The following is a 24,196-nucleotide window of genomic DNA, read 5'->3' on the forward strand; positions in this document are numbered from 1 at the left end:
ATTACGCTACGATAGTTGCTACAACACCAGCACCTACAGTACGACCACCTTCACGGATAGCAAAACGAAGACCTTCATCCATCGCGATTGGTGCGATTAGAGTTACTGTCATCTTGATGTTATCACCAGGCATTACCATTTCTACGCCATCTGGTAACTGTACGTCACCTGTTACGTCAGTTGTACGGAAGTAGAACTGTGGACGGTAACCTTTGAAGAATGGAGTATGACGACCACCTTCATCTTTCGAAAGTACGTATACTTCTGAAGTGAATGTAGTATGTGGGTTGATTGAACCAGGCTTAGCTAGTACTTGACCACGTTCAACATCTTCACGTTTAGTACCACGTAGAAGTGCGCCGATGTTTTCGCCAGCACGACCTTCGTCTAGAAGCTTACGGAACATTTCAACACCAGTACAAGTAGAACGAGTTGTATCATTGATACCAACAATTTCTACTTCGTCATTGATGCGGATGATACCAGCTTCAACACGACCAGTTACAACAGTACCACGACCCTGGATTGAGAAAACGTCTTCGATAGGCATGATGAAAGGCTTATCAATGTCACGCTCTGGCTCTGGGATGTAAGTATCAAGTGCGTTTGCAAGCTCAACAATCTTATCTTCCCACTCTTTCTCGCCTTCTAACGCTTTAAGCGCAGAACCAGCAATTAGAGGTAAGTCATCACCTGGGAAATCGTATTCTGAAAGAAGTTCACGAACTTCCATTTCTACTAGTTCAAGTAGCTCTTCGTCATCTACCATGTCACATTTGTTCATGAACACGATGATGTAAGGAACGCCAACTTGACGAGAAAGAAGGATGTGCTCACGCGTTTGTGGCATAGGGCCATCAGTCGCAGCAACTACTAAGATCGCGCCGTCCATTTGAGCAGCACCAGTGATCATGTTTTTAACATAATCGGCGTGACCAGGACAATCTACGTGTGCGTAGTGACGTGAAGGAGTATCGTATTCAACGTGAGACGTTGAAATAGTGATACCACGTTCGCGCTCTTCAGGAGCGTTGTCGATTGATGCGAAATCTTTAGCAACACCGCCGTATACTTTTGCAAGTACGTTAGTGATTGCTGCAGTTAGTGTAGTTTTACCGTGGTCAACGTGGCCGATTGTACCAACGTTTACATGCGGTTTTACGCGTTCAAACTTTTCTTTTGCCATGACGGAACCTATCAGTTTTGTGTATCTAAATTACATATGAAAATAATCCACCAGAGGTAGATTAAGTTAATTTTTTCAAATAGTATTTTCTGACAGATAAAGGAAGTAATCAAGGAGATTCTTAGGACTGGTGCTGATAGGCAGAGTCGAACTGCCGACCTCACCCTTACCAAGGGTGCGCTCTACCAACTGAGCTATATCAGCAACACAAGAACTGGAGCGGGCAGCGGGAATCGAACCCGCATCATCAGCTTGGAAGGCTGAGGTAATAGCCATTATACGATGCCCGCATAAAAATCTGTTCTTAAACTACCTCTAACCGTCAAGAATAAAGTGGTGGAGGGAGCTGGATTCGAACCAGCGAAGGCTGAGCCGTCAGATTTACAGTCTGATCCCTTTGGCCGCTCGGGAACCCCTCCACGATAATTCTCTACTAATTCACTTCCGGTAAAAGGAAAGTGGTGCCGACTAACCGAGTCGAACGGTTGACCTACTGATTACAAGTCAGTTGCTCTACCAGCTGAGCTAAGTCGGCACTGCTTTAGTACGGGGCGAGATATTAGAGTAAGGTTTATTGGGATGCAACAATAAAATTAAAAAAAGTGTAAATTTTTAGTTTAAATGCTCAATATTCACGCGAAAACGCGTTTTTTGCACTTTTTTATACTGTTTCGGTTAATTCGTACCAATAATTCAATCCCTTCATTACGAGCAATGAATCAAAAATACTTCCTGCAAATTGCTGCTGCAATAGTGAGCCATAGCCACCAGCAAAAATAATTTGTGTTGCTTGTTCTGTTTTTTGAGCCGTTAAATTCAGCTTAGCTTGCTCAATTGCCCCGATGGTTGCCACTAAGGCACCGTTTTTTAAACCATTTGGCGTGTTTTTACCCAATTCATTAGTAAACGGTGTTTTACCGTCATCAAAAACACGTTGGGTGTTTTGTGTAAGCGATGAGGTCATTAAATCAAGCCCGGGTAAAATCCAGCCACCTAAATGTAGGCCTTCACTATCGAGCACGTCAATTGTGGTTGCGGTGCCTGCATCAACAACAATACATGCTTTATTTGGGTATAGCATAAAGCCTGCAATAAGCGCCAACCACCTGTCTATGCCTAAGTTACCCACATGCTCGTAAGCGCATACAAGATCTCCAAGCGTTTTGGTTACCTTGGCCTCAAAGCAAGTAATATTATTGCTAGCCGCTTGCACGAGAATATCATTTAGTAAATCACTGCGCCCTACGCACGCATAAATCACTTCGGTTATTTGCAACCAAGGTAGGTTATTTATATCTGCTGGTTGTGCTTGCTCGTTATGCCACAGCACAGCTTTTAGTGATGTATTTCCTACGTCGATCAGTAATCTCATACTTGCGCCTTTCTGAGGGAGACTTCCCCACCGTAATAACTTTTTACTTCACCATCTTGGCGAATTCGTATTCCACCTTGTGGGTCAATACCTTCGCATATTCCACGCCAGCTTCGGTGTCCTGTATTTAGCTCAACATAATCGCCAGCAAACGCATTAAGCGAATTCCATTGCTCATACATATCTTGTAAGCCAGTTTGACGATACTGCACTAAACGCTGCTCTAAATGATAAGTAAGTGACGCCACCAGCTGGTTTTTATCAAGCTTTTGAGTATGTTGATTTAAGTCGGTCCACGCTTGGTCTATATGTTGGCTAAAACTCTCAGGCATTTGTAAATTAATACCTATACCAATCACTAACTGACAAGGTCCTTGCGGTTGCCCATCTAATTCAACCAATACACCTGCAAGTTTTTGTTTATTTATATAAATATCGTTAGGCCATTTAAGCTCTACGTCAATTTGGTATAACGCTTTAATTGCATCATAAACAGCAAGGCCTACCGCAATTGATACACCCATTGCAGCTTGAAGCCCGTCATCTAAGCGCCAAAAATAACTGTAATACAAATTAGCGCCAAATGGGGATTGCCAAACACGGCCGCGTCGGCCGCGTCCTGCTTGCTGCATTTCAGCAACAATAACAGTGCCAGACTCAAGCGCTGTTTTGGCCTGTATACGGCGCATAAGCTCGCTGTTGGTCGAATCAATAATAGGGTGTACTTCTACATCGGCAGTATTTGCACCTAGCGCTTTGTAGTGCTGATCAATTTGTGTTTTATTTAAAAGGCCCACCTGACTATTCAAACAATAGCCTTTGCCAGTCACTTTAAAAATATCCAAGCCCATTTCTTGTAACGTTTTGATATGTTTACTCACCGCAGCTCGGCTAATTCCTAGCTTTTCACCCAAGGCTTGGCCAGATACAAAGCCCCCTTGGTTAAGTGCATTTAAAATAGCGAGTTTGTTTCCATCAGGTGCTTTCATTGCTCAGGCTCCGCGTTAATATGGCATTCGCTGCGCGCATCCATTAAACGCACTTCGTGTTCTAGCATAATGCCGTAACGCGTATAAACAACTTGCTGAATGTGTTTAATCATTTTTATTAGGTCACCACCTTCACTATTTCCGTGATTAACAAGTACTAGTGCTTGTTGTTGATGCACTTCTATACCTGCCTCGCGGTGCCCTTTTAAACCACTTTGATCGATTAACCAACCTGCTGCGACCTTGTGATGGCTTTGTCCATATTCGTAATGAGGTAAATCTACAAATTGCTTTAATAGCTCAGCTAACTGCTGGTTGGTTATTATTGGGTTTTTAAAAAAGCTACCCGCATTGGCAAGTGTATATGGGTTAGGTAATTTGCTATTGCGCGTTTTTATAACTTGATCGAATACTGCTTGCGGGGTGATGCTTGAGAGCTGCTGCAGGGGGCCATAACTTAATACTGGTTGCCATTTTTTTGGGAGCGCTAAATGCACTTGCGTGATCACCGCTTTATTTTTGAGAGCATTTTTAAATATTGAGTCTCTGTAAGCAAATTCACATTGCTCGTTATTTAGTGAGTGCATAGTTTTAGTAGTTATATCAAAGTACTCTACCAACTCGACAAATTTAGCTATCTCAACGCCATAAGCACCAATATTTTGTACCGGCGATGCACCCACAGTGCCCGGTATAAGTGCTAGATTTTCAAGCCCGGGTATATTTTTCTCTAATAAATAACTGACTAGTTGATGCCAGTTTTCGCCTGCAGCAATACTAATTAGTGTGTCGCTCTCACGCTCGGTAATTTTAATACCTTTTAAGGCTATTTTTATAACCGTACCCATGTAGTCATTTAAAAATACGGTATTACTGCCCTCGCCTAGCAAACAAAACGGTGCACTAAAACTTTGCGTTTTAAGTTGCTCAAGCTGAGTAATTTCAACAAAATTTTGGCATTGGCTGTTTAATGCGAATGTATGTAAGGAGTGTAATGAATGCGCCACAAAGCTCTCTAAAAATACCGGTAACTAATCGCAATAGTTTACCTCATCGTCGCAAATGTGGCACTAGATTGTAAAAATCACTCAACCCACCGTGTCAATCGTGATATAAAACCAGCACTTTTTTATTTGTGTTCAGAGTAATGATGAAAATTAAACCTCTTTTTTTAAGCCTCGCTATGGCGGGTATGTGTTCGCAAGCAATGGCTAATGCGATTGACCAAAACTCGTATGCTAACCTTGACGATGTTGTTACTACTCACTTAAACCTTGATTTAGATGTCGACTTTGCCGACAAGCAGTTAGAAGGTTTTGTGGAGCATACTCTTCAGTGGAACAACAGCAAAAGTAGAACTCTCGTACTTGATACCCGCGACTTAGACATTGATAAAGTAATGTACAAAGATCAAAGTGGTAACTGGAAAAAGGCGACTTTTGATTTAGCTAAGCGAGATGACGTTAAAGGTTCAAAGCTTACTATTGTGTTTAAAAACCAAGCTGAATTAGTTCGTATTTACTACAACAGTCGTCCAGAAGCATCTGGCCTGCAATGGTTAACACCAGAGCAAACGGCAAGTAAAACGCACCCATTCATGTACAGCCAATCGCAAGCAATTCATGCGCGTAGTTGGATCCCAGTGCAAGATACACCCGCAATGCGTGTAACTTACTCTGCACGAATTCATACACCAAAAGATATACGTGCTGTAATGAGTGCTGATAACAAAGATGCGCTTTATAAAGATGGCGACTACATTTTTGATATGCCGCAAGCAATTTCACCTTACCTAATTGCTATTGGCGCAGGTAACTTAGAATTTAAAGCAATGTCGCATCAAACGGGCATATTTGCTGAGCCTACTATTTTAGATGCCTCAGTTGCTGAGTTTGACGACACCCAAGCCATGATCGACAAAACAAACGCTATGTACGGCGAATATGCATGGGGTCGTTACGACTTATTAATGCTACCGCCTAGCTTTCCGTTTGGTGGCATGGAAAATCCACGCTTATCATTTATAACCCCAACGGTTGTTGCCGGTGATAAAAGCTTAGTGAACCTTATTGCCCATGAGCTTGCTCATTCTTGGTCAGGTAACTTAGTAACTAACGCAACGTGGGAAGATTTATGGTTAAACGAAGGTTTTACCTCGTACGTTGAAAACCGCATTATGGAAGAAGTATTTGGTCATGACCGTGCGGTTATGGAACAAGCACTTGATTCAGCGTCTTTACGCGCACAAATTAAAACAATTGATGCACCAGATACACGCCTTAATTTAAAACTTAATGGCCGCGACCCAGACGATGCGTTTAGCTCAGTGCCTTACACTAAAGGTCAGTTATTTTTAATCTATCTAGAAAACAAATATGGCCGCGATAAGTTTGACCCGTTTGTAAAAGCATACTTTAAAGAATTTTCGTTTAAATCACTTACTACCGCGCAATTTGTTACTTACTTAAAAGCTAACTTAATTGAGAAGTACCCTGGTGTTGTAAGTATGGATAAAGTAAACGAATGGATTTTTGAGCCTGGCTTACCAAGTGATGCGCCAAACCCTACTTCTGATGCATTTGATAAAGTAGATACTGCAACAGCAGCATGGTTGAAAGGCGACACAACAGCAGCTCAACTACCAACGGCTGATTGGTCTGTGCATGAGTGGCTACACTTTTTAAATAACTTACCACGCGATTTAAGCATAGAGAAAATGAGCGAGCTTGATAGTGAATTTAACCTAACGCAATCAACTAACGCTGAACGTGCGTTTGCTTGGTTTATGCTAGCAGTAGGTAATGGTTATCAACCAATTTATCCTGCGCTTAATAAGCACTTATCAGGTATTGGCCGTCGTAAGTTAATTGTGCCGTTATATAAATCACTTATCACTAACGGTAAAAAAGACTGGGCACAAAGCGTGTACTTAAAAGCACGCCCTGGGTATCACCCTCTTGCGCAAGGTACTATTGACGCATTATTTGAATAAATAGCGTTAACTAGAAACTAAAAAGGGCCAAATTTGGCCCTTTTTGTTTTTCTGTTATTTTACTTTGTTACTTTTTCTAAAAAAGCTTTACGCTCTGTAGTTGTAGCTTGTTGCCACCAAAAATCAAGCATTTGCGGCGCACTTGGCATTCCTTTACCTGTAATTGGTGCTATCGGCTTTATTGGCTGACTAGGACGTGAAGGTCCTGCAGGCATTGTATTTTGCATTACCGGTTTATTGCTTGCTAGCTGCGTGTTAGAAATAACACTTAAAGGCTTAGCAACAGCGCTACTTTTTGCTTTTAAACTAACTTGTGGTGCTTCTGCAAATACTTTTGCAGATACTGAATTTTCAGCACGATTAAACACTAAGGTATAATCTTTACCTGCTTCAACAGTTACACTTACCCAAAATGGTTCCGACTCCACAACTTCATGCGTGTCATAATCATCTTCATATAAATCGGTGTACTTTAGCCTAAGCTGATAAGTTCCGGGAGCAAGCTCTACATCATCAATACGACTAAACAAAGAGCTTTCTAGCATTTTATCGCCCACTTGCAGTGGTACAAATTCTTCTGGAAAGTGAATATTCTCAGCATTAGCCGAAAAACTAAGTAGTAATGCAACTGCACTACTTATTAAAATTGGTTTAAGCATATTAACTCCTTTATTTGATTTCAGTTTGACACTGCTTTGAAAGTTTGTCATTAGTGAGCTTAAAATTCACAACACTTAATTAGGAACACACTATGAGCCAAGAAACTATTTTTACCAAAATCATTAATCGTGAAATTCCAGCAGATATTATTTACGAAGATGAAAACACTCTCGCATTTAAAGATATAAACCCACAAGCGCCATTTCATGTGTTAATTATCCCAAAAAAAGCAATTGCTACTATAAATGATATAAATCCTGAAAACTCACATTTAGTAGGCAACTTATACGTAGTTGCAGCTAAATTAGCTAAGCAACATAATTTTGCTGAGGACGGATACCGCGTAGTTATGAACTGTAACGAACATGGTGGGCAAACTGTTTATCACATACATTTACACATGCTTGGCGGTAAAGAAATGGGCTGGCCACCTTATCAAAATGTAAAAAAAGTAAAATAATTAAAAGTTTTTATTAAATTGTTCCACTCAATTAATTAGTTACAAATGTTATAATTTTCATAGTTATAAAGAATAAATAGTTACTTATTTGCAACATTTTGTGTTTAAATAATCGTAATATCGTATTTGTTATTGAGTACATCAGCGATTTTCTAATACAAAAGGTGTGGAAGTCGTGGTAAACTTAGTCAGTCAGCTTTATAAAAGAGTATAAAAAACATGAGCAGTTCAGCCTTTTTGTTATTAGATCAAGAGCCAATTAACACTATTGGTATTAACGTTTTAGAACCTTTGTTAAAAACGCAAGGCCTTGACGTAACCACAGGTACTAATATTTTAGACATACCTGAAGGGACTCGACTTTTGTTTATTGAAACATCAAGCAAGGATGCATGGGGAAAACTAAAAGAACAACTAGTAAACCTACGTATTAAATGCGATATCATATTATTTAATTTAGACGAAAACCCTGAGCTTGCTAATCGTGCATTGTTAAGCGGTATTCGTGGCGTATTTTACACAACAGATAACGCCGATGTATTAATGAAAGGTATTCGCTTACTACTTGAAGATCAACTTTGGTACCGTCGCGATATTATGTGTAATGCATTAAATCGTATGCTGCAATTTAATAAAGATGCGCTGCATAAACTAACCGAAGGTGATATTGAGCCTGTTAAACTTACTAAGCGAGAAAAAGCAATAATCTCACTAATGAGTAAAGGTTCGAAAAATAAAGAGATCGCAGAAGATTTAAGTATTAGTCCACATACTGTTAAAACACATTTATACAGCGCATTTAGAAAAACCAAATGTCGTAACCGTATTGAACTTCTATCGTGGGCACAACAAAATATCCCTGATGAAATTCGTTAATCAAATATTTAGTTTAAATTTAAAAGCAGACACTTAGGTGTCTGTTTTTGTATGTGCTATACACTTATTTAATACCAATTAGCTTAATTAAGTAATCTGTTTTGAGGATTGGTATAAGTGTATACTTTTGATAACCTTAGTTTAATAGCTACTTTGCTGGAATATTAATGCTCGACTCCTTCACTCTTTATTTTGCCAGCATCGCCATCATGGTCGTAATGACCTTACTTAACTTTTTGACATGGCGAACAAACAAACAAATATCGGGCACGCTGCTATACATTTTCTATCCCATATTGCTATTAGGCTCTGTTATTGGCTTTACTCTTGTTGGTGATACACATAATTTAGTAATTATTAGCGCTGCCAGTAGCATGATGTTTGCCGCATCAATAGTACACTGCCTTTCACTTAGTCAGTTTTTAAATTATCGCGGTATTGGTTTTAAATTACTCTGCTCAGTGACCGCTTTTTGCACTGTAATGCTTGGCTATTACACCTTTTTTGACCCATCTTTACACGAAAGAGTGATTGCATCCGATATACAACACATAGCAGAAGCCGGTTTTTTACTGTTTATATTTATCAAGTGTGCACGCAAACCCTATCCTAATGGCAGTATTGTATACATAACCATTTTAACGCTTGTTGCTTTAAGCTTTATTGGCCGCTCGTTATTTATGGATAACATTGAACAAAAAAATCTTTTAGTAAACGGCTGGTTTAGCTCTTTGCTATTTTTAAATGGCGTAATTGCTCCCATGTTTTATGCTGCAGGTATGGCGTTATTATGTAATGAGCGCAGAGAGCAGCACCTCAATAAATTAGCCGATAAAGCACAAAAAGATTTAGAAATACGCGGGCTCTTTTTATCAACTATAAGCCACGAAATTCGCACCCCGCTAAACGGTATTTTAGGCAGCGCCCAACTTGTTATGAACCAAACAAGTGATACCCGCAATAAAGCCTATTGCGAAGCGATTATAAATTCTGCCGAATCACTTAACTTATTGGTAGATAAGGTCCTTGATTACGCGAGCCTAGATCAAAGTGACGAAGCGCTTTACGAAGAAGATGTAGAGTTTAAAACATGGCTTAATAATTTATGCTTATTACTAAGCCCTCTCGCCGAGCAAAAGCAACTCAAGTTTGAACTAATATGTAATATTCCTGAGCAAGCCTGTTATTACTGCGACCAGCAAAAACTTAGGCAAATAATTATTAATTTAGTAGGTAATGCCATTAAGTTTACAGACCACGGAACCGTTAAAATTCAGGTTGATTTAGTATTAGAAAAACAACTTGAGCACACTATAAAAATTAGTGTCAAAGATTCAGGGCCAGGTATAGAAAATGATGAGATAGCCTACTTAACAGAACCTTATGTACAAAGTAGCGCAGGAAAAGAAAAAGGCGGAACTGGCCTTGGCTTAGCTATTACCAGTCGCCTGCTTGAAAAGCTCAGTAGCCGACTCGAAATAGCCAGCCAGCTTGGTACTGGTAGTGTATTTAGCTTTACCGTTACTTTTACTTTAGGTGAATTAAGCCTTGTAGAGCAGCGCCATCAAACTAAAGATTACTTAACAGGTCTTGATGTACTACTGGTTGAAGATTTAGATTTAAATCAAAAAATTGCTATAGAATTTATGGCCGACGATGAGCACAAAATTAAGCTCGCAAAAGATGGGAAAAGCGCCATAGAGCTCATGCAAGCTCACCACTTCGATGTTGTTTTGCTTGATATGAACCTACCTGATTTAACAGGCCAAGAAGTACTTAAACGTCTAAAACGCATTGATCATAAAAATCAACGAACTCCAGTACTCGCATTTACTGCAAGCCTTAGCCCTGACGAAGTAAAAGAATATTTAGAATTAGGAATAAAAGACATTGTAGGCAAGCCTATTAAGCACGAAAAGCTTCGCCAAGCACTTAGCGACTCTCAATCTAATCAAACTGCGAGTATTGCAGTAGAACTTATTGATACCTTGTATGACAAAACAGCGGCCGAAACACTCACCAGCTCATTTAGTGAAGATGAAGTATCGTCGATTTATAATGAGTTTGTGCTCTCGGCGCGTAACAAGCTAATTCGCTGTCAAAAGCTTATTGACCAACAACCAGAGCAATGCATTAAGCTTTTACATCGCCAAGCAAGTACCGCTCTGCAACTTGGTTTTAATCGCTATGGTATTGAGCTTAAAAAAATAGAACGTCGTTTACTCGATAAAAAGCCACACAACGATATGCTTGATGAAGCGTTAGATCTGTGGCAACGCAGCTTAGAGCAATATTTAAAGTTTGTGCGCGGGCAGTTAGAGTGAAATTAAAAAAGCGTTAAGGTTTTTTAAATTTTACTTTAAGTTAATCAAATCTCGCTACCTCTTCAAAGTTAAGACCTGTGAAACCATGTGCTCGCAAGGCACAAAAGAGGTTTAAAGTAATATCTTTATCATTTACACGAGAGTCAAAAACGTAAGTGCCTTCAAATCGGTCTTCTGGCATTTTAAATATGCAGCTATGCTTTGGTAGTTTTTCTTTTTTGAACACCGCTTTTTGTAATCCGATATTTAAACTTGGCAGCATAAAAGTACTCATCTCAACATTTAATATACCCTCTATTTTTCGAGTGACATTATAAAAGTACCAGTTGTCATCACCTACATAGAAAGGAAGTAACTCTCCCGAATCTTCGAAAAGTTCAGCTAACTCATTTGCAACATGATCCCTTATAGCAAGGCCTTGTAAATTAATTGCAGTGAAATCACCTAGGGGTGTCTCTTTTTCATTATTATAATGGGCACTAAAATTTATCAGTGTAGACTCTTTTGATGAACCATCAGGCTTCCATAGGTCAGGTTCACATAAAGCTTCGCTATCAGCGAAATATGACTCTGAAATGATTAACATCCGTCGTTATTTTATAAATTATTTTACTCATTAATATTGAAACGTCCTTTTTGGCATGGATCTGATTTTTTAACCCCTTCCATATTTATCATCAAATCGCTCTATATCGCTTTCATCAAGTACAGCACCGGTTTGCACTTCAATGACTATTAGCGGCTCTTTTTGATTATTAGCCAAGCTATGAATTTGTTTTGCGGCGATATAACACGATTGGTCGTGCGTTAGCGTATACGCTTGCTCATTAATACACACATCTGCAATACCCGAAACCACAACCCAATGTTCAGCGCGATGCTGATGGCGCTGCGTCGAAAGCTTAGCACCGCTGATAACAGTAATTTTTTTAACTTTAAAGCCAATGCCTTCAACCAAAGTACGGTAATTCCCCCATGGGCGAAAAACCACTTGATGATGGTTAAGTTTATCAGCCTGTGTTGTAGCAATTTGCTTAAGCAACAAAGGCAAAGAATCTAGCTCATTTTGGTTTGCAATTAGTGTGGCATCGTGGGTATGAATAATTGCTAAATTGCTTACTCCAAGCGTGGCAATAGTGTGTTCAGCCTCGTTAATAACTAAGTTATTAGTACTTTTTTGAGCCATATAATTAGCGTTTAAACTATTACCGTTTTTATCTTTTTTTGTAAGCGCATCAAGGGATGAAAAACTACCTACATCACTCCATTTTAAATCAACAGGCATAACAACTACGTTATTACTGCGCTCTAAAATGGCGTAATCAATTGAATCGCTTGGGCAGTGTTCAAGCGCACTGTTGCTTGGGCGGGTAAACCCTAAATCTTTAGTAAATTGTGCTGCTGCAGCGACACTCGTTGCTATTTTTGGCGCAAACCGCTCGAGCTCTTTTAAATAGGCTGCGGGGGTAAATAAAAACATGCCGCTATTCCAGCTATAACCACCTTGAGCTAAATAACGGTTCGCTGTATCTAAGTCAGGCTTTTCTTTAAATTGTGCAACATCGTAACAACCAGTTCCAGCAATAGCCGAGCCTTGTTTTATATAGCCATAACCAGTATGCGGTTCTGTAGGAGTAATAGAAAATGTAACTAGCTTTCCTTGCTCAGCAAGTTTTACAGCTTCTGGGAGCTTAGCTGTTAATACATCAAAGTTTTTAATATGATGATCGGCAGGCATCACTAATAGTGGACCGGTAATCCCATTTTGCAGTGCATAGTGGGCGGCTAATGCGATGGCAGGCGCGGTATTTTTACCTTTGGGTTCGAGTAATAATGCACTAGGAGTTGAGCTTGCAGCTTGCTCGGCGGCAATAAATCGGTGCTGCTCATTACACACTAAAATAGCATTATCAAACAACTCATTAGAAACACGCGCCAACGTACTTTGTAGCAATGACGTGTTTTCATTTAGTAGTGGTAAAAATTGTTTAGGCATTGCTTGGCGAGAAAGCGGCCACAAGCGAGAGCCTATGCCACCAGCTAAAATTACAGGAGTGATTAAAGTGTTCATAATGTATATTAGCCGCCAACAAAAATATCAGCGACTATTTTAACACTTTATTAGCTCTGCGCTAAATTAACCTGTCTATATTAATGTAAAAGGGTCTGCATCTAAATAGGTAGGAAACGTTGCTTTAAACTCATCCAGTGGTGCTTTTTCAAGTGTTATAGTAACTAGCTGCTCAGTGTTATCTTGCGCTTTAGTTAAGGCATCGCCTTTAAAGTCGTATACCGCTGTACCGCCATTGTGCGAGGCACCATTACCGTCTTCCCCCACGCGATTAACGCCTACTACGTAGCATAGGTTTTCCATTGCACGCGCCATAAGTAACGTATCCCAAATATGGCGGCGTACAGCAGGCCAATTTGCTACGTTTATCATTACATCGTAGTCGTTATTATTGCGTTGAAATACCGGAAAACGCAGGTCATAACATACTTGCGGTAATAGTTTAAAACCATTGATTTCAAAAACTTTGCGCGCTTGCCCTGCTACAACGTAGTCGCCCTCACTGCCTAAGCGAAATAAATGGCGCTTATCGTAATAACTCACCTCTCCATCGGGTTTTACCCAATAAAACCGATTTGCTTTTTTATCGCCTTGTGCAACAAGTACCGAACCCGCAATAACCGCATTATGTTTATGAGCCTGCGCTTTTAACCAAGTCAGTACTTTACCATTTTCGGGCTCTGCACAATCTAAATTAATAGCAAAGCCAGTCGAGAATGTTTCTGGCAGTAAAATAAGATCGGGCTGATGCGTAATTGCGTCAAGCTGTTTATTAAACATGGCTAAATTAGCGTCTTTATCAAGCCAATAAAGCGAGCTTTGCAATGCTGTAATGGTTAAAGTTGACATAATATTTGCGCAGCCTCTATGAGAGTGTTGTCGTTTTTAGCAAAGCATAAGCGAATTACTTTATCGGTTGGTGGTTTTTGATAAAACACACTTAACGGAATAGCCGCCACACCTGCTTGCTCAACTAACCAATGGCAAAATTCAACATCGTTTAAATCCGATACATCACTGTAATCTAATAATAAAAAGTAAGTGCCTTGGCTAGGTAAAATTTTAAAACGACTATTACTTAAATGGCTCGCTAATAAGTCGCGTTTTTGCTGATAAAACCCACTTAGCTCATCTATATGCTCGCCTTGCTGCTCGAGCATATCGGCAAGCGCATGCTGTGCGGGGGTAAAACTTGAAAACGTAACGTACTGATGAATTTTTCTAAATTCGACAGCTAAATCGGCAGGTGCAATACAGTAACCCATTTTCCAGCCCGTACTGTGAAACGTTTTACCAAAACTCGATACAACAAAGCTTTTGGCAAATAATTCATCATCGCGTAATACGCTTAAATGTGGTTGTTCATCAAACGTAATGTGCTCATATACCTCGTCGCTTATTACATACAAATTGTGAGTACCAACTAACTCTTTAAGCTCTTTTATATCTTGTGGCTGTAATATTTTACCGCTTGGGTTATGAGGCGTATTTATAATAATTGCACGGGTATTTTTAGTAATTACTTGGCTCACTACTTGCCAATCAATAGTGTAATTTGGCGCACTTAAAGCAATGTGTACCGACTTTCCACCAGCGAGTTCAATTGCGGGTTGGTAGGAGTCATATGCAGGGTCAAATACAATCACTTCATCACTGGGGCGCACGATTGTTTGAATAGCCACAAACAATGCCTCTGTTGCACCTGAGGTAACAGTAACTTGATCAGCTGCGTTTATAGCAGCTGCATATTTATGCTTTGCTAAATCAGCAATTTGTTGCTGTAATCGTGGTACACCACTTGAAGGTGAATATTGATTAACGCCCTGCTGCACATAATAATTTAACTGCGTTTTTAAAAGATCAGGAGCATCAAACTCAGGAAAGCCTTGAGAGAGATTAATTGCCGAAAACTCATTAGCCAACCCACTCATTTGGCTAAATATACTAACGCCTAAATTTGGTAATTTACTTTCAAACACGTGATGCCCTTAATGATGGTTTTGCGCTTACAGCGATGCTATCATTGCTTAAAACAGAAGTATAGCCGTCTAAAAACAATTAACTTTACGCTCATTAGTGAGGAATGTATGCAAAACAATACCGCTATTTCACAACTTATTGAAGCCGGAAAATGGGTTAGCCAAAAAGGCTGGGTACCCGCAACAGGTGGAAATTTTTCAGCTCGTACTAGCACTGGCTTTGTTGTTACGGCAAGTGGGCACGATAAAGGCTCACTTACGCAAGAGCATTTTTTGCAATTAGACCACCAAGGCGAGCGCCTAGCAGGAGCTGTAAAGCCATCGGCAGAAACACAATTACACCTAAGTTTGTATCAGCTTATACCTGATGCACAGTGTGTTTTGCATACTCACTCTGTAGCCGCCACCGTACTGTCGCAAATTACCCAAAGGCATCAGCTTGATTTAACAGGCTATGAAATGCAAAAAGCACTGAGCGGCTTTACTTCGCATTTAGAAACGCTGAGCATTCCTATTTTCGATAACGATCAAGATATTGACCGATTAAGCCTGCTGGTCAGTGACCATCATTTACATACGCCGATAGAGCACGGCGTACTGATACGTGGTCATGGCTTATATGCAGTAGGGCGTAATATTGATGAAGTTCGTCGCCACCTAGAAGCCTTAGAGTTTTTATTTAGTTGCGAACTAGAGCGCCTGAAAATAATCGGTATTCAAGCGGGAGTAACTAAATGATTAAAGCCATTTTAACCGACATCGAAGGCACAATAACCCGCATCTCGTTTGTTAAAGAGGTGTTGTTTCCTTACGCGGCAAAGCAGTTACCTACCTTTGTACGTGCCAATGCTGATAAGCCTGATGTAGCCGAGCAAATTAGTGCCGTGAAAGCCCTTGTCGAAAAGCCAAACGCCGATATAGAAGAAGTCATTAGCACTTTACTTACCTGGATTGATGAAGATAAAAAAATCACTCCACTTAAGCAGTTACAAGGCTTAATTTGGCAAACAGGGTATGAACACGGTGATTTTAAAGGTCATTTATACCCAGATGCATTTGATTTTTTACAAGCTCAACACAACAACGATATTACTTTGTATGTGTACTCGTCAGGGTCGGTAAAAGCGCAGCAGCTACTTTTTAAATACAGTGATTATGGCGACATTAGCAGCTTGTTTACTGACTTTTTTGACACCAAAGTTGGCGCAAAACAAGAACAAACAGCCTATAACACTATTGTTAAGCTATTACCGTTTAAAGCAGCAGAAATACTCTTTTTAAGTGATGTAGCCGGTGAACTTGATGCCGCGCAAGCTGCAGGCTTAAAAACACTACATTTAATTCGTGATGGGCAAGCAAGCACTAAAGCACACCCTTATATTAATGACTTTAGCCAATTTAAATTGGGGCAATTAGTATGAGCCAATTAACAGTGTATGCCGACAACAATGCAAACAAAGCACTTGTAAACACATCAAATGCTGATGATATTGCAAAGCAACTAGCTAAAGTAAACGTACGTTTTGAACAGTGGCAAACAAATGCAGATATTAATGAGCACACCACCCATGAGCAAATTATTAGTGCGTACAAAAGCGATATAGATCGGTTAAAAATCGAAAATGGCTATCAAACAGTAGACGTTATATCTCTAGCTAAAGGCAATCCTGCCGCTTCAGAGCTACGCAAAAAGTTTTTATTTGAACATACTCATAATGAAGACGAAGTGCGTTTTTTTGTAAAAGGCCAAGGGCTATTTTGCCTGCATTTAGGCAATAAGGTTTATCAGGTACTTTGCCAACAAGGCGATTTAATTTCAGTACCTGAACTTACCCCGCATTGGTTTGATATGGGAAGCGACCCTGAGTTTACTGCCATTCGCTTATTTAGCAATACAGAGGGCTGGGTAGCAAAAAGTACTGACTCGTCTATTGCAGAGCAATTTCCGCTATTATCGTAAGTTAGTCATTCAAAACCTTGGTCCACACTAATAAACATAACGTGGACCAAAAATATCGCGAAGTTACTTAAGCTTTATGAGATCGCCATTTTCTACCTGACTTTGGTTATACACACCCGTATCTAACACCCACCCTGTGACCAGCTTTGCCGGCGTTATATCAAATGCAGGGTTATATACATTAGCATTGGTGGGCGCCCATAAAGCTTCGCCAAAGCTACCGCTAACTCCGCGCACTTCTTGAGGATTACGTTGCTCTATTTCTATATCATCACCACACGCGGTGTTGGTATCAAGCGTCGTAATAGGCGCGACCACATAAAATGGAATGTTATGAAAATACGCAAGTACGGCTAAATTATAGGTGCCCACTTTATTAGCAAAATCACCATTGGCAGCAATACGATCAGCCCCTACCACTATTTTATCTACTTTACCTGCAGCCATTAAACTTGCCGCCATATTATCGCAAATTAATGTGTAAGGTATTTTCCAGCGCTCAAGCTCAAAGGCAGTTAAGCGACCGCCTTGTAATAATGGCCGTGTTTCATCAACCCACACATGTACGTTGCCATGTTTTTGCTGCGCTTTATAGATAACACCTAGTGCAGTACCAATACCAGCGGTTGCAAGCGCCCCTGTATTACAATGAGTTAATACATTGTCGCCACTATTTATAAGTTCGGCGCCACGGTTTGCCATTCGCTCACACAGCTCAATATCTTCAATAAACAACCGCTCGGCTGTGGTAACAATACTGGCAACATAATCGCTTTGCGTTAAAGCTTTACGCAATGCCGCCATACAATGCATTAAATTAACCGCCGTTGGGCGAGTGGCTTCTAGCTCATTGATTGCTTTTTCAAGCTCACTTTTAACTACCCCTTGCTCAGCTAAATACGCCACTAGCAAGCTCGCGCTTAAACCAATAAGTGGAGCTCCACGTACTTTTAAACTAATGATCAGCTCTTTCATGGTTTCTACATCATGGCATTGATGCCATACCTGCTGGTGAGGTAGTAAATATTGGTCGAGCACACTAAGCGACCCGTTTTCATATTTTAAACTGCTTGCGATTAAATTTTGCATAATGCTTAAGGTATTAAAAATACGTAACGTTATTTTACACCACTTTGAATAACTCTCAAGTTAGACTTATAGACATCTAAACATTTAAAGGTATAGAATGCTTAAAAGCTGATTTTTGAGATTTAAACCATGACTAACTATGTTGCTTTTAACGCACAGCGCGCTATCGATTACGTATCGACATTAATTGAATCTAAACAATGTAATTTTTTTGCTCAAGGACAAACCTTATCGGCATATGAGTTTGGCGATGGCAATCTTAATTTGGTATTTAGAATTACTGATGAGCAAAACAATAGCGTTATTTTGAAGCAAGCTCTGCCTTACGCGCGTTGTGTGGGCGAGTCGTGGCCATTAACACTTGATAGAGCTCGTATAGAAGCGCAAGTTTTGCTTAATCATGGCGCTATTTGCCCAACTTATACTGCTAGGGTTTTACATTATAGTGAAATGCAAGCGCTGACTATTTTAGAGGATTTAGGTAATTTACAAATACTGCGCACTGCACAAAATAATGCGGAGCAATTTCCTAAATTGGCGCAGCATGTAGCGACCTACTTAAGCCATACTGGCTTTTATAATTCAGATTTTTATTTAACCGCACAAACTAAAAAAGCACTCGTTAGTCAATTTACTAATCCTGAGCTCTGCCAAATCACTGAAGACTTATTTTTTAGCGATCCGTACATTGAGCACGAACGCAATAACTACCCAAAGCAACTACAAAACGAAGTTGATGCAATACACAAAAACAGCGTATTAAAGTTAGAAATAGCAAAACTAAAAGCTAATTTTTTATCTAACCCGCAAACATTACTTCATGGTGACATGCACAGCGGTAGCATTTTTGTTGATTGTAATAATACAAAGATGATTGACCCAGAGTTTGGTTTTTTTGGACCTGCTGGGTTCGATATTGGCTCTTTTATTGGCAATTTACTTTTAAATTACTGCGCACAATACGGGCATATTGAAGATTTTGTGGCTCGTCGTAATTACCAAACCCACTTATTAAGCACCCTTGTTGAATGCTATACCTTATTTGAACAGCATTGGCTTACGCTTATAAATGAGCACACTACTGAAGGTGCGCTAAAGGTTACAGGCTACGGTGAATACTTTATAAAGGGCGTATTACAAGACGCCATTGGCTACTGTGGTGCTGAGTTAATTAGGCGCACCATAGGGCTCGCACATGTAACCGATATAGATAGCATAAATGATGAGAAAGCGCGTCTTATAGTGCAAAAACAAACATTAGCACTAGGCGAGCAACTTATTTTGAATGCCCAAACATGCGACAACAAAGAAGCATTTTTTAGTTTATTAATAAGCCAATTAAACTAAAAAACATTAAAAAGGCGCTATTAGCGCCTTTTTTAGTTAGTTAAAAACTTACTTATAGTTTTCGTAAATTTTATCGAGCGGTTCTGATAAACCACTTTCTTGCACTATACGTACATGTTCACGTTTTAATTCGCGTGCACTAGTCACACCACAAGAATGAGCTATTAGCCCAGCTCCGTAATGAATGTATTTATTATAGTTAGCTACTCGCTGCGCTTTATCAGCTACATTTAAACCACGTTGCAAACGCTCGTTATGCGTAGTGATACCCGTCGGACAGGTATCTTTATTACATTGCATTGCCTGAATACAGCCCAGTGCAAACATATGCCCCCGAGCCGATACAACAAAATCAGCACCGAGCGCTAACGCCCAAGCAACCTTTGAAGGAACAATTAATTTACCTGAGGCGATTATTTTAATACGATCTCGCAGCCCATGTTTTTCAAGCATGTTAACTACAAGCGGTAAACTTTCGCGCAGTGGTAAACCCACCGAATCCATAAGCGGTTGTGGTGCTGCGCCCGTACCACCATCAGCACTATCTATGGTAATAAAGTCAGGTGCAGACTCTATACCACGGTGGTTTATTTCAGCGAACAACGTTTCTAACCATCCGTAAGCACCAATTACCGCTTTAAAGCCTGTAGGCTTTCCTGTCGCGTTACGTACAGTGGCAATCATATCGAGAATATCGGCTGGGTTTTTAATTTCAGGATGACCATTGGGGCTAATAGAATCTTGCCCTTCTGGTATACCCCTAATTTTAGCTATTTCGGCGTTGACTTTGCGCCCTGGTAACATACCACCTTTACCTGGTTTTGCGCCTTGGCTCATTTTAAGTTCAAACATTTTTACTTGTTCGTGAGCCGCTATTTCTTTAAGTTTTTCAGTACTTAAATTACCGTGCTCGTCTCGTGCACCATATTTAGCGGTACCAATTTGGAAAACAATATCAGCCCCCCCTTCTAAGTGATAAGGGCTTAACCCCCCTTCACCGGTGTTCATCCAACAACCTGCTAGTTTTGCCCCTTTTGATAAGGCTCGTACAGCTGGCTTTGAAAGCGCACCAAAACTCATACCAGATACATTGAATAACGAGTTGGTTGTGTAAGGTGTTTTACAGTATGGACCCAAAGTAACATTGCTCGGGTCGAGTGCTTCTTCATCTAAAGTAGGAAAAGCACAGTTCATAAACATAACCGTACCTGTTACTTCTAAGCTTTGCGTAGAACCAAACGCAGCTGTACGGTCAACATCTTTTGCTGCACGATAAACCCAGCTTCGCTCTGCGCGGTTAAACGGCATTTCTTCTCTATCTTGAGCAAAAAAGTACTGTCTAAAAAACTCCCCTTGGCGTTCAAAAAAATATCGAAAGCGACCAATAACAGGGTAATTACGTCTAATAGCATGCTTTGTTTGCGTTACATCTCGAATATAAAAAATAATAACAGTAAGCACAACGAACCCGAGTACAACTATAAACATACTTGCAAATATATCGATACTAAACATTATAAAATTGCTCATTTATGACCCTTGGTGATTTTTAAAATAATACCTAATAAATACTGACCGTTTTAATGAACTAAATGGCTCATTATATTTACTAACTTGCTTGCTTAAAATAACAAATACAAACACTTACCAACAAACTAGTAACTTAAATAGCTATAAAAACAACTCAGTACCCATTTTTTAAAATTATACTTATTTACTTTCCAGCTTAACTGATTCATTTTTTATATACATGCGTACTTGTGTTTCTAGCACTGATAAAGGCACTGAACCATGACGTAATATTTGATGATGAAATTCACGAATATCAAAGTTTTTTCCTAGCGCTTGCTCTGCCTCAGCGCGTAAACGCTTAATAGTTAGCTCACCTATTTTGTACGAAAGCGCCTGTGCAGGCCATGTAATATAACGATCGGTTTCGGTTTTAACGTTATGCAACGAAAGCGCTGTATTTTCGCTCATAAAGTTCATGGCACGCTCGCGACTCCAGCCATACGTATGCATACCTGTATCAACAACTAAACGCGCTGCTCGCCACATTTCATACGTCAAACGACCAAAACGGCTATATGGGTCTTGGTAAAAGCCTGCTTCTAAACCTAAATATTCAGAGTAAAGCCCCCAACCTTCGCCAAATGCCGAAAGGTAAGCATCACGACGATAGCTCGGCAGATTTTCAAGCTCTGCATTAAGTGATATCTGTAAATGATGACCTGGCACTGCTTCGTGCAGCGTTAATGCTTCCAAAACATACAAAGGACGCTTATCTAAAGCGTAAGTATTTACCCAATAATACCCTGCTTCATCATCTCGATTAGAGCCTGAATATCGACCGGTTGTGTATTTAGGTGCAATACTGGCCGGTACAGGTGCTACACCATAAGGTTTGCGCGGTAAGGTATGAAATAACTTAGGCAGTTGTGCATCCATTTTTTTAGCAATATAAGATGCTTCTTTTAAAAGCTGCTCTGGTGTTGTAGCGTAAAATTGTGGATCAGTGCGTAAAAAGTGGATAAATTCAGCAAACGTGCCTTTAAAACCTACCTCTGCTATTACGTTTTCCATTTCACTACGAATTCGCTCAACTTCTTTTAAGCCAAGTTCGTGAATCTCTTTAGGTGTCATGTCGGTGGTGGTGTAGTACTTAGCTCTATTTTTATAAAACGCTTCGCCATTAGGTGTTTCTGATATGCCAATACTTGTACGTGCAAAAGGTCGATACTGCTGCGTAAAAAACACTAAGTAACCTTTATAAGATTTTATAACCTCTTTTTTTATAATGATTTTGGCTTTTTGTTGTAGTGCTTTAAATTCACTGTCGCTCAAACCCGCTGTATTAGTTAAAAAAGGTTTATAAAACTCAGATGTAGTTACATCGTCAACAATGTAAGCATTAATTGAATCTTCATAACCTTCCAATACAGCTTTAGGTTGAGTAAGCCCAGTCTCAAGCCCTTTTTTCATCCAATACATGTTTTGCTCAAAAAAGCGCGGAACTTGCGCCAATCGTGCAAGATACACTTGGTAATCTTCCGGGTTTTTATATTGAGAGCTATTTATTATGTACGACAAACCAGAATGAAACCCATATTCAGAGGTGAGCGGCATATAGTGCGCATTAAATACATATTCATCGACACTGTTTTGTACTTGAGCTCGAATAATATCGAAGTTAATTTGATTTTCATCGCTTAGCTTTTCAATATTAATAGTGTCTAATTCAGCAAGTAATCGCGTTTTATTTTTATATTCTTGTGCTAAAAATTCGGGCGATAAATTTGGTAATAAGTAACCTTCAACTCCCTCTAAGTTTCTATAAGGATTAGTACTTTGCCTATAATCGACAATGCTTTTCGCTACTTGGGTGAATTGTTTATTGGCATTTGGTGTTGTTATTTGGCATGCACTCAATGAGCACAAAACCGTGATGCCAAATAAATATTGGCGAAGTGGCTTAATTAAAAAATGATTCATTATAATGTAACTTAGCAGTGTTATTAATTTCACAAAGCTATCGCAGGCTAAATAAATAGCAAGTAAATGAGACCAACTTTAATTAATAAACCTTACTAAAAACAAGTGTATTAAAGTGAAAAGCGACACTAACAGAGTTAATAATAAGCTTAATTGATGAGAAAAACAGCTATCAAGCTGCTAAAGTAAAATTTAAGTTCCCTAACATCTGTTTTTACTTTTAAATAACGCACATAACGATTACTGTAGTAAAAAATAATAAAAAGCTCGGACGCATAACCGCCTCATGGAATGAGATATTCGAATTTGCACTTATGCGTACTTAGTTGGTATTTAAAAAATGATGTTCCATGATTCCATGGCTATTGCACAAGAAAAAATGACCAAAGTGTGTGTTTTTTTAGAGCGTTATGCGCTCCCACCTACGCCGCTGAATTATCAAGTTATTTATGCTTATACCAGTCAAACTAATCTCAAGCTAAATAAAGCTTTAGACCGTGCTATTGCTGTTGAAGACAATATAGATAGCGTTTTAATTGAACAGCTACATTCTGAGTTTTTAAATACTGGGCACAAAGCGCAAGTTAACATGATTCAAAATGTTGATGGTGTTATAAACTCACTTTCTCAAAATTCTCAAGCTACTGAAAAGCAAATAATTCGCTTTGCGGGTCAAGTAAGCGAATGCGTACATTCGCTAGATGAGAACAACATAGAACAAAGCCGTCAAGCGCTTGAAGTACTTCATAATCAAACCGCCGAATTACTCAACCAACATAAGCAATTTAAGCAAGAACTAAGCAAAGCCAAACAACTACACGAAAAAACACAAAAGCACCTAACTCAACTTCGTAAACAGCATATTATTGATAGCCAAACAGGGCTTTATAAGCGCCATTATTTAACGCAACAAACCCAAGTGTGGACTAATCAACAAAAATCTATTTGCGCAATAGCGATTCAAATAGACAACCTTGACCACTTTACTAAAAATTATGGTGATATTATTGGTGAAGTCATTTTGAGTAAGGTAGCTAAGCAAGTGCAAAAATATGTTTTTCAAAGTGGCTTACCTGGTCGCACAGCTAAAGATCAATTTACTGTTTTGCTCGCCGACATCGACCCAGATACGGCCAATGTGATAGCCGAGAAAGTACGAAATGGGGTCGAAAAGCTACGCTTTGTTAGTTCAAAAACAGGTATCAAGCTACCAAGTATTGGCTTATCACTAGGAATTGCACAGCATCAACAAGAAGATGATTTTAATCAGTTAGCAAAAAAAGCATCTCATGCGGCTTTTAAAGCACGTTCATTAGGGCAAAGTAGTTACACTGCAGGGCAATAAATTACCTGATAAATCATATTCAAATTGCACCTACTGCGTACAATAAAGTACACT

Annotated in this window: 21 protein-coding genes and 4 tRNA genes; 9 read left to right on the forward strand and 16 right to left on the reverse strand. The window is 39.5% G+C overall.

Annotated elements, in window-relative coordinates:
• Window position 1: 1 nt before the first annotated feature.
• The 8 genes from tuf to murB form a co-directional block, all read right to left on the reverse strand.
• Window positions 2–1,186: an elongation factor Tu gene (gene tuf / locus L659_RS0102160; RefSeq protein WP_024589451.1), complete on the reverse strand. Its 1,185-nt coding sequence runs from the start codon at window positions 1,184–1,186 to the stop codon at window positions 2–4.
• Between the two features lie 128 nt (window positions 1,187–1,314).
• Window positions 1,315–1,390: transfer RNA gene (locus L659_RS0102165), tRNA-Thr, on the reverse strand.
• Window positions 1,391–1,401: 11 nt separating this feature from the next.
• Window positions 1,402–1,476 (reverse strand) — tRNA-Gly (locus L659_RS0102170).
• A 44-nt stretch (window positions 1,477–1,520) separates the two neighbouring features.
• Window positions 1,521–1,605 (reverse strand) — tRNA-Tyr (locus L659_RS0102175).
• A gap of 40 nt (window positions 1,606–1,645) precedes the next feature.
• Window positions 1,646–1,721: transfer RNA gene (locus L659_RS0102180), tRNA-Thr, on the reverse strand.
• Between the two features lie 126 nt (window positions 1,722–1,847).
• Window positions 1,848–2,558 carry a type III pantothenate kinase gene (locus L659_RS0102185; protein ID WP_024589452.1) on the reverse strand — a complete coding sequence of 237 codons (711 nt, stop codon included), beginning with the start codon at window positions 2,556–2,558 and terminating at the stop codon, window positions 1,848–1,850.
• Entirely contained in the window at window positions 2,555–3,547 is a 993-nt protein-coding gene (gene birA, locus L659_RS0102190) for a bifunctional biotin--[acetyl-CoA-carboxylase] ligase/biotin operon repressor BirA (RefSeq protein WP_007579893.1), read from the reverse strand. Before birA ends, L659_RS0102185 begins: the two co-directional genes overlap by 4 nt.
• Window positions 3,544–4,554 carry a UDP-N-acetylmuramate dehydrogenase gene (murB, locus tag L659_RS0102195; protein ID WP_024589453.1) on the reverse strand — a complete coding sequence of 337 codons (1,011 nt, stop codon included), beginning with the start codon at window positions 4,552–4,554 and terminating at the stop codon, window positions 3,544–3,546. The genes birA and murB overlap by 4 nt, the downstream gene beginning before the upstream one ends.
• A gap of 143 nt (window positions 4,555–4,697) precedes the next feature.
• Between murB and L659_RS0102200 the strand changes: the two genes are divergently transcribed.
• The gene (locus tag L659_RS0102200; protein ID WP_024589454.1) at window positions 4,698–6,539 is read left to right on the forward strand and encodes a M1 family metallopeptidase; all 1,842 of its coding nucleotides are present in this window, start codon (window positions 4,698–4,700) and stop codon (window positions 6,537–6,539) included.
• A 59-nt stretch (window positions 6,540–6,598) separates the two neighbouring features.
• Here the strand turns inward: L659_RS0102200 and L659_RS0102205 are convergent, their stop codons facing one another.
• Entirely contained in the window at window positions 6,599–7,198 is a 600-nt protein-coding gene (locus tag L659_RS0102205; RefSeq protein ID WP_024589455.1) for a DUF2057 domain-containing protein, read from the reverse strand.
• 92 nt (window positions 7,199–7,290) lie between these two features.
• Here L659_RS0102205 and L659_RS0102210 point away from each other — a divergent pair, with 92 nt between their 5' ends.
• From L659_RS0102210 to L659_RS0102220, 3 genes are all read left to right on the forward strand, one after another.
• Window positions 7,291–7,659, forward strand: coding sequence for a histidine triad nucleotide-binding protein (locus tag L659_RS0102210; protein ID WP_007579887.1), 369 nt, complete (start codon window positions 7,291–7,293; stop codon window positions 7,657–7,659).
• A 219-nt stretch (window positions 7,660–7,878) separates the two neighbouring features.
• Window positions 7,879–8,535 (forward strand): helix-turn-helix transcriptional regulator, encoded by a 657-nt coding sequence (locus L659_RS0102215; RefSeq protein ID WP_004334929.1) that lies wholly within the window; start codon window positions 7,879–7,881, stop codon window positions 8,533–8,535.
• A gap of 167 nt (window positions 8,536–8,702) precedes the next feature.
• Window positions 8,703–10,859 carry a response regulator gene (locus L659_RS0102220; RefSeq protein ID WP_024589456.1) on the forward strand — a complete coding sequence of 719 codons (2,157 nt, stop codon included), beginning with the start codon at window positions 8,703–8,705 and terminating at the stop codon, window positions 10,857–10,859.
• 40 nt (window positions 10,860–10,899) lie between these two features.
• Here L659_RS0102220 and L659_RS01000000122875 read toward each other — a convergent pair whose 3' ends face one another.
• The 4 genes from L659_RS01000000122875 to L659_RS0102240 all read right to left on the reverse strand — a co-directional run bounded on the left by L659_RS01000000122875 (window position 10,900) and on the right by L659_RS0102240 (window position 14,909).
• On the reverse strand, window positions 10,900–11,445 hold the full coding sequence (locus tag L659_RS01000000122875; protein ID WP_231388424.1) for a hypothetical protein: 546 nt from the start codon (window positions 11,443–11,445) through the stop codon (window positions 10,900–10,902).
• Between the two features lie 69 nt (window positions 11,446–11,514).
• A complete protein-coding gene (locus tag L659_RS0102230; RefSeq protein ID WP_024589457.1) occupies window positions 11,515–12,930 on the reverse strand; it encodes a mannose-1-phosphate guanylyltransferase/mannose-6-phosphate isomerase in 1,416 nt (471 codons plus the stop codon).
• 75 nt (window positions 12,931–13,005) lie between these two features.
• Window positions 13,006–13,779 (reverse strand): amidohydrolase, encoded by a 774-nt coding sequence (locus L659_RS0102235; RefSeq protein ID WP_024589458.1) that lies wholly within the window; start codon window positions 13,777–13,779, stop codon window positions 13,006–13,008.
• Window positions 13,767–14,909 carry a methionine aminotransferase gene (locus L659_RS0102240; RefSeq protein ID WP_024589459.1) on the reverse strand — a complete coding sequence of 381 codons (1,143 nt, stop codon included), beginning with the start codon at window positions 14,907–14,909 and terminating at the stop codon, window positions 13,767–13,769. The genes L659_RS0102235 and L659_RS0102240 overlap by 13 nt, the downstream gene beginning before the upstream one ends.
• Before the next feature lie 108 nt (window positions 14,910–15,017).
• Between L659_RS0102240 and L659_RS0102245 the strand changes: the two genes are divergently transcribed.
• From L659_RS0102245 to L659_RS0102255, 3 genes are read left to right on the forward strand one after another with little or no spacing between them, the layout of a single operon-like run.
• Window positions 15,018–15,647 carry a methylthioribulose 1-phosphate dehydratase gene (locus L659_RS0102245; RefSeq protein WP_024589460.1) on the forward strand — a complete coding sequence of 210 codons (630 nt, stop codon included), beginning with the start codon at window positions 15,018–15,020 and terminating at the stop codon, window positions 15,645–15,647.
• The gene (gene mtnC / locus L659_RS0102250; protein WP_024589461.1) at window positions 15,644–16,330 is read left to right on the forward strand and encodes an acireductone synthase; all 687 of its coding nucleotides are present in this window, start codon (window positions 15,644–15,646) and stop codon (window positions 16,328–16,330) included. The genes L659_RS0102245 and mtnC overlap by 4 nt, the downstream gene beginning before the upstream one ends.
• Complete coding sequence (locus tag L659_RS0102255) at window positions 16,327–16,869, forward strand: 1,2-dihydroxy-3-keto-5-methylthiopentene dioxygenase (RefSeq protein WP_024589462.1); 543 nt, start codon at window positions 16,327–16,329, stop codon at window positions 16,867–16,869. The genes mtnC and L659_RS0102255 overlap by 4 nt, the downstream gene beginning before the upstream one ends.
• A gap of 63 nt (window positions 16,870–16,932) precedes the next feature.
• Here the strand turns inward: L659_RS0102255 and mtnA are convergent, their stop codons facing one another.
• On the reverse strand, window positions 16,933–17,958 hold the full coding sequence (gene mtnA, locus L659_RS0102260; RefSeq protein ID WP_024589463.1) for an S-methyl-5-thioribose-1-phosphate isomerase: 1,026 nt from the start codon (window positions 17,956–17,958) through the stop codon (window positions 16,933–16,935).
• A gap of 129 nt (window positions 17,959–18,087) precedes the next feature.
• Here mtnA and mtnK point away from each other — a divergent pair, with 129 nt between their 5' ends.
• A complete protein-coding gene (gene mtnK / locus L659_RS0102265) occupies window positions 18,088–19,305 on the forward strand; it encodes an S-methyl-5-thioribose kinase (protein WP_024589464.1) in 1,218 nt (405 codons plus the stop codon).
• 48 nt (window positions 19,306–19,353) lie between these two features.
• Here mtnK and L659_RS0102270 read toward each other — a convergent pair whose 3' ends face one another.
• Window positions 19,354–20,835 (reverse strand): FMN-binding glutamate synthase family protein, encoded by a 1,482-nt coding sequence (locus tag L659_RS0102270; RefSeq protein WP_024589465.1) that lies wholly within the window; start codon window positions 20,833–20,835, stop codon window positions 19,354–19,356.
• A 180-nt stretch (window positions 20,836–21,015) separates the two neighbouring features.
• Window positions 21,016–22,797 (reverse strand): DUF885 domain-containing protein, encoded by a 1,782-nt coding sequence (locus tag L659_RS0102275; protein WP_024589466.1) that lies wholly within the window; start codon window positions 22,795–22,797, stop codon window positions 21,016–21,018.
• A gap of 358 nt (window positions 22,798–23,155) precedes the next feature.
• Between L659_RS0102275 and L659_RS0102280 the strand changes: the two genes are divergently transcribed.
• Complete coding sequence (locus L659_RS0102280; protein ID WP_024589467.1) at window positions 23,156–24,142, forward strand: GGDEF domain-containing protein; 987 nt, start codon at window positions 23,156–23,158, stop codon at window positions 24,140–24,142.
• Window positions 24,143–24,196 lie beyond the last annotated feature (54 nt).

This window comes from Pseudoalteromonas sp. S8-8 (genome assembly GCF_000497875.1).
In the GTDB taxonomy this organism is placed as follows: Bacteria; Pseudomonadota; Gammaproteobacteria; order Enterobacterales; family Alteromonadaceae; genus Pseudoalteromonas; species Pseudoalteromonas arctica.

Excerpts from the sequence above, each read along its gene's own strand:
- birA (WP_007579893.1), bottom strand. The coding sequence starts at position 3,547 with ATGAAAGCACCTGATGGAAACAAACTCGCTATTTTAAATGCACTTAAC.
- L659_RS01000000122875 (WP_231388424.1), bottom strand. The coding sequence starts at position 11,445 with ATGTTAATCATTTCAGAGTCATATTTCGCTGATAGCGAAGCTTTATGT.
- L659_RS0102205 (WP_024589455.1), bottom strand. The coding sequence starts at position 7,198 with ATGCTTAAACCAATTTTAATAAGTAGTGCAGTTGCATTACTACTTAGT.
- L659_RS0102280 (WP_024589467.1), top strand. The coding sequence starts at position 23,156 with ATGGCTATTGCACAAGAAAAAATGACCAAAGTGTGTGTTTTTTTAGAG.
- tuf (WP_024589451.1), bottom strand. The coding sequence starts at position 1,186 with ATGGCAAAAGAAAAGTTTGAACGCGTAAAACCGCATGTAAACGTTGGT.
- L659_RS0102200 (WP_024589454.1), top strand. The coding sequence starts at position 4,698 with ATGAAAATTAAACCTCTTTTTTTAAGCCTCGCTATGGCGGGTATGTGT.
- L659_RS0102235 (WP_024589458.1), bottom strand. The coding sequence starts at position 13,779 with ATGTCAACTTTAACCATTACAGCATTGCAAAGCTCGCTTTATTGGCTT.
- L659_RS0102215 (WP_004334929.1), top strand. The coding sequence starts at position 7,879 with ATGAGCAGTTCAGCCTTTTTGTTATTAGATCAAGAGCCAATTAACACT.
- L659_RS0102245 (WP_024589460.1), top strand. The coding sequence starts at position 15,018 with ATGCAAAACAATACCGCTATTTCACAACTTATTGAAGCCGGAAAATGG.
- L659_RS0102230 (WP_024589457.1), bottom strand. The coding sequence starts at position 12,930 with ATGAACACTTTAATCACTCCTGTAATTTTAGCTGGTGGCATAGGCTCT.
- L659_RS0102270 (WP_024589465.1), bottom strand. The coding sequence starts at position 20,835 with ATGAGCAATTTTATAATGTTTAGTATCGATATATTTGCAAGTATGTTT.
- mtnC (WP_024589461.1), top strand. The coding sequence starts at position 15,644 with ATGATTAAAGCCATTTTAACCGACATCGAAGGCACAATAACCCGCATC.
- L659_RS0102220 (WP_024589456.1), top strand. The coding sequence starts at position 8,703 with ATGCTCGACTCCTTCACTCTTTATTTTGCCAGCATCGCCATCATGGTC.
- L659_RS0102255 (WP_024589462.1), top strand. The coding sequence starts at position 16,327 with ATGAGCCAATTAACAGTGTATGCCGACAACAATGCAAACAAAGCACTT.
- L659_RS0102275 (WP_024589466.1), bottom strand. The coding sequence starts at position 22,797 with ATGAATCATTTTTTAATTAAGCCACTTCGCCAATATTTATTTGGCATC.
- mtnK (WP_024589464.1), top strand. The coding sequence starts at position 18,088 with ATGACTAACTATGTTGCTTTTAACGCACAGCGCGCTATCGATTACGTA.
- L659_RS0102210 (WP_007579887.1), top strand. The coding sequence starts at position 7,291 with ATGAGCCAAGAAACTATTTTTACCAAAATCATTAATCGTGAAATTCCA.
- L659_RS0102185 (WP_024589452.1), bottom strand. The coding sequence starts at position 2,558 with ATGAGATTACTGATCGACGTAGGAAATACATCACTAAAAGCTGTGCTG.
- mtnA (WP_024589463.1), bottom strand. The coding sequence starts at position 17,958 with ATGCAAAATTTAATCGCAAGCAGTTTAAAATATGAAAACGGGTCGCTT.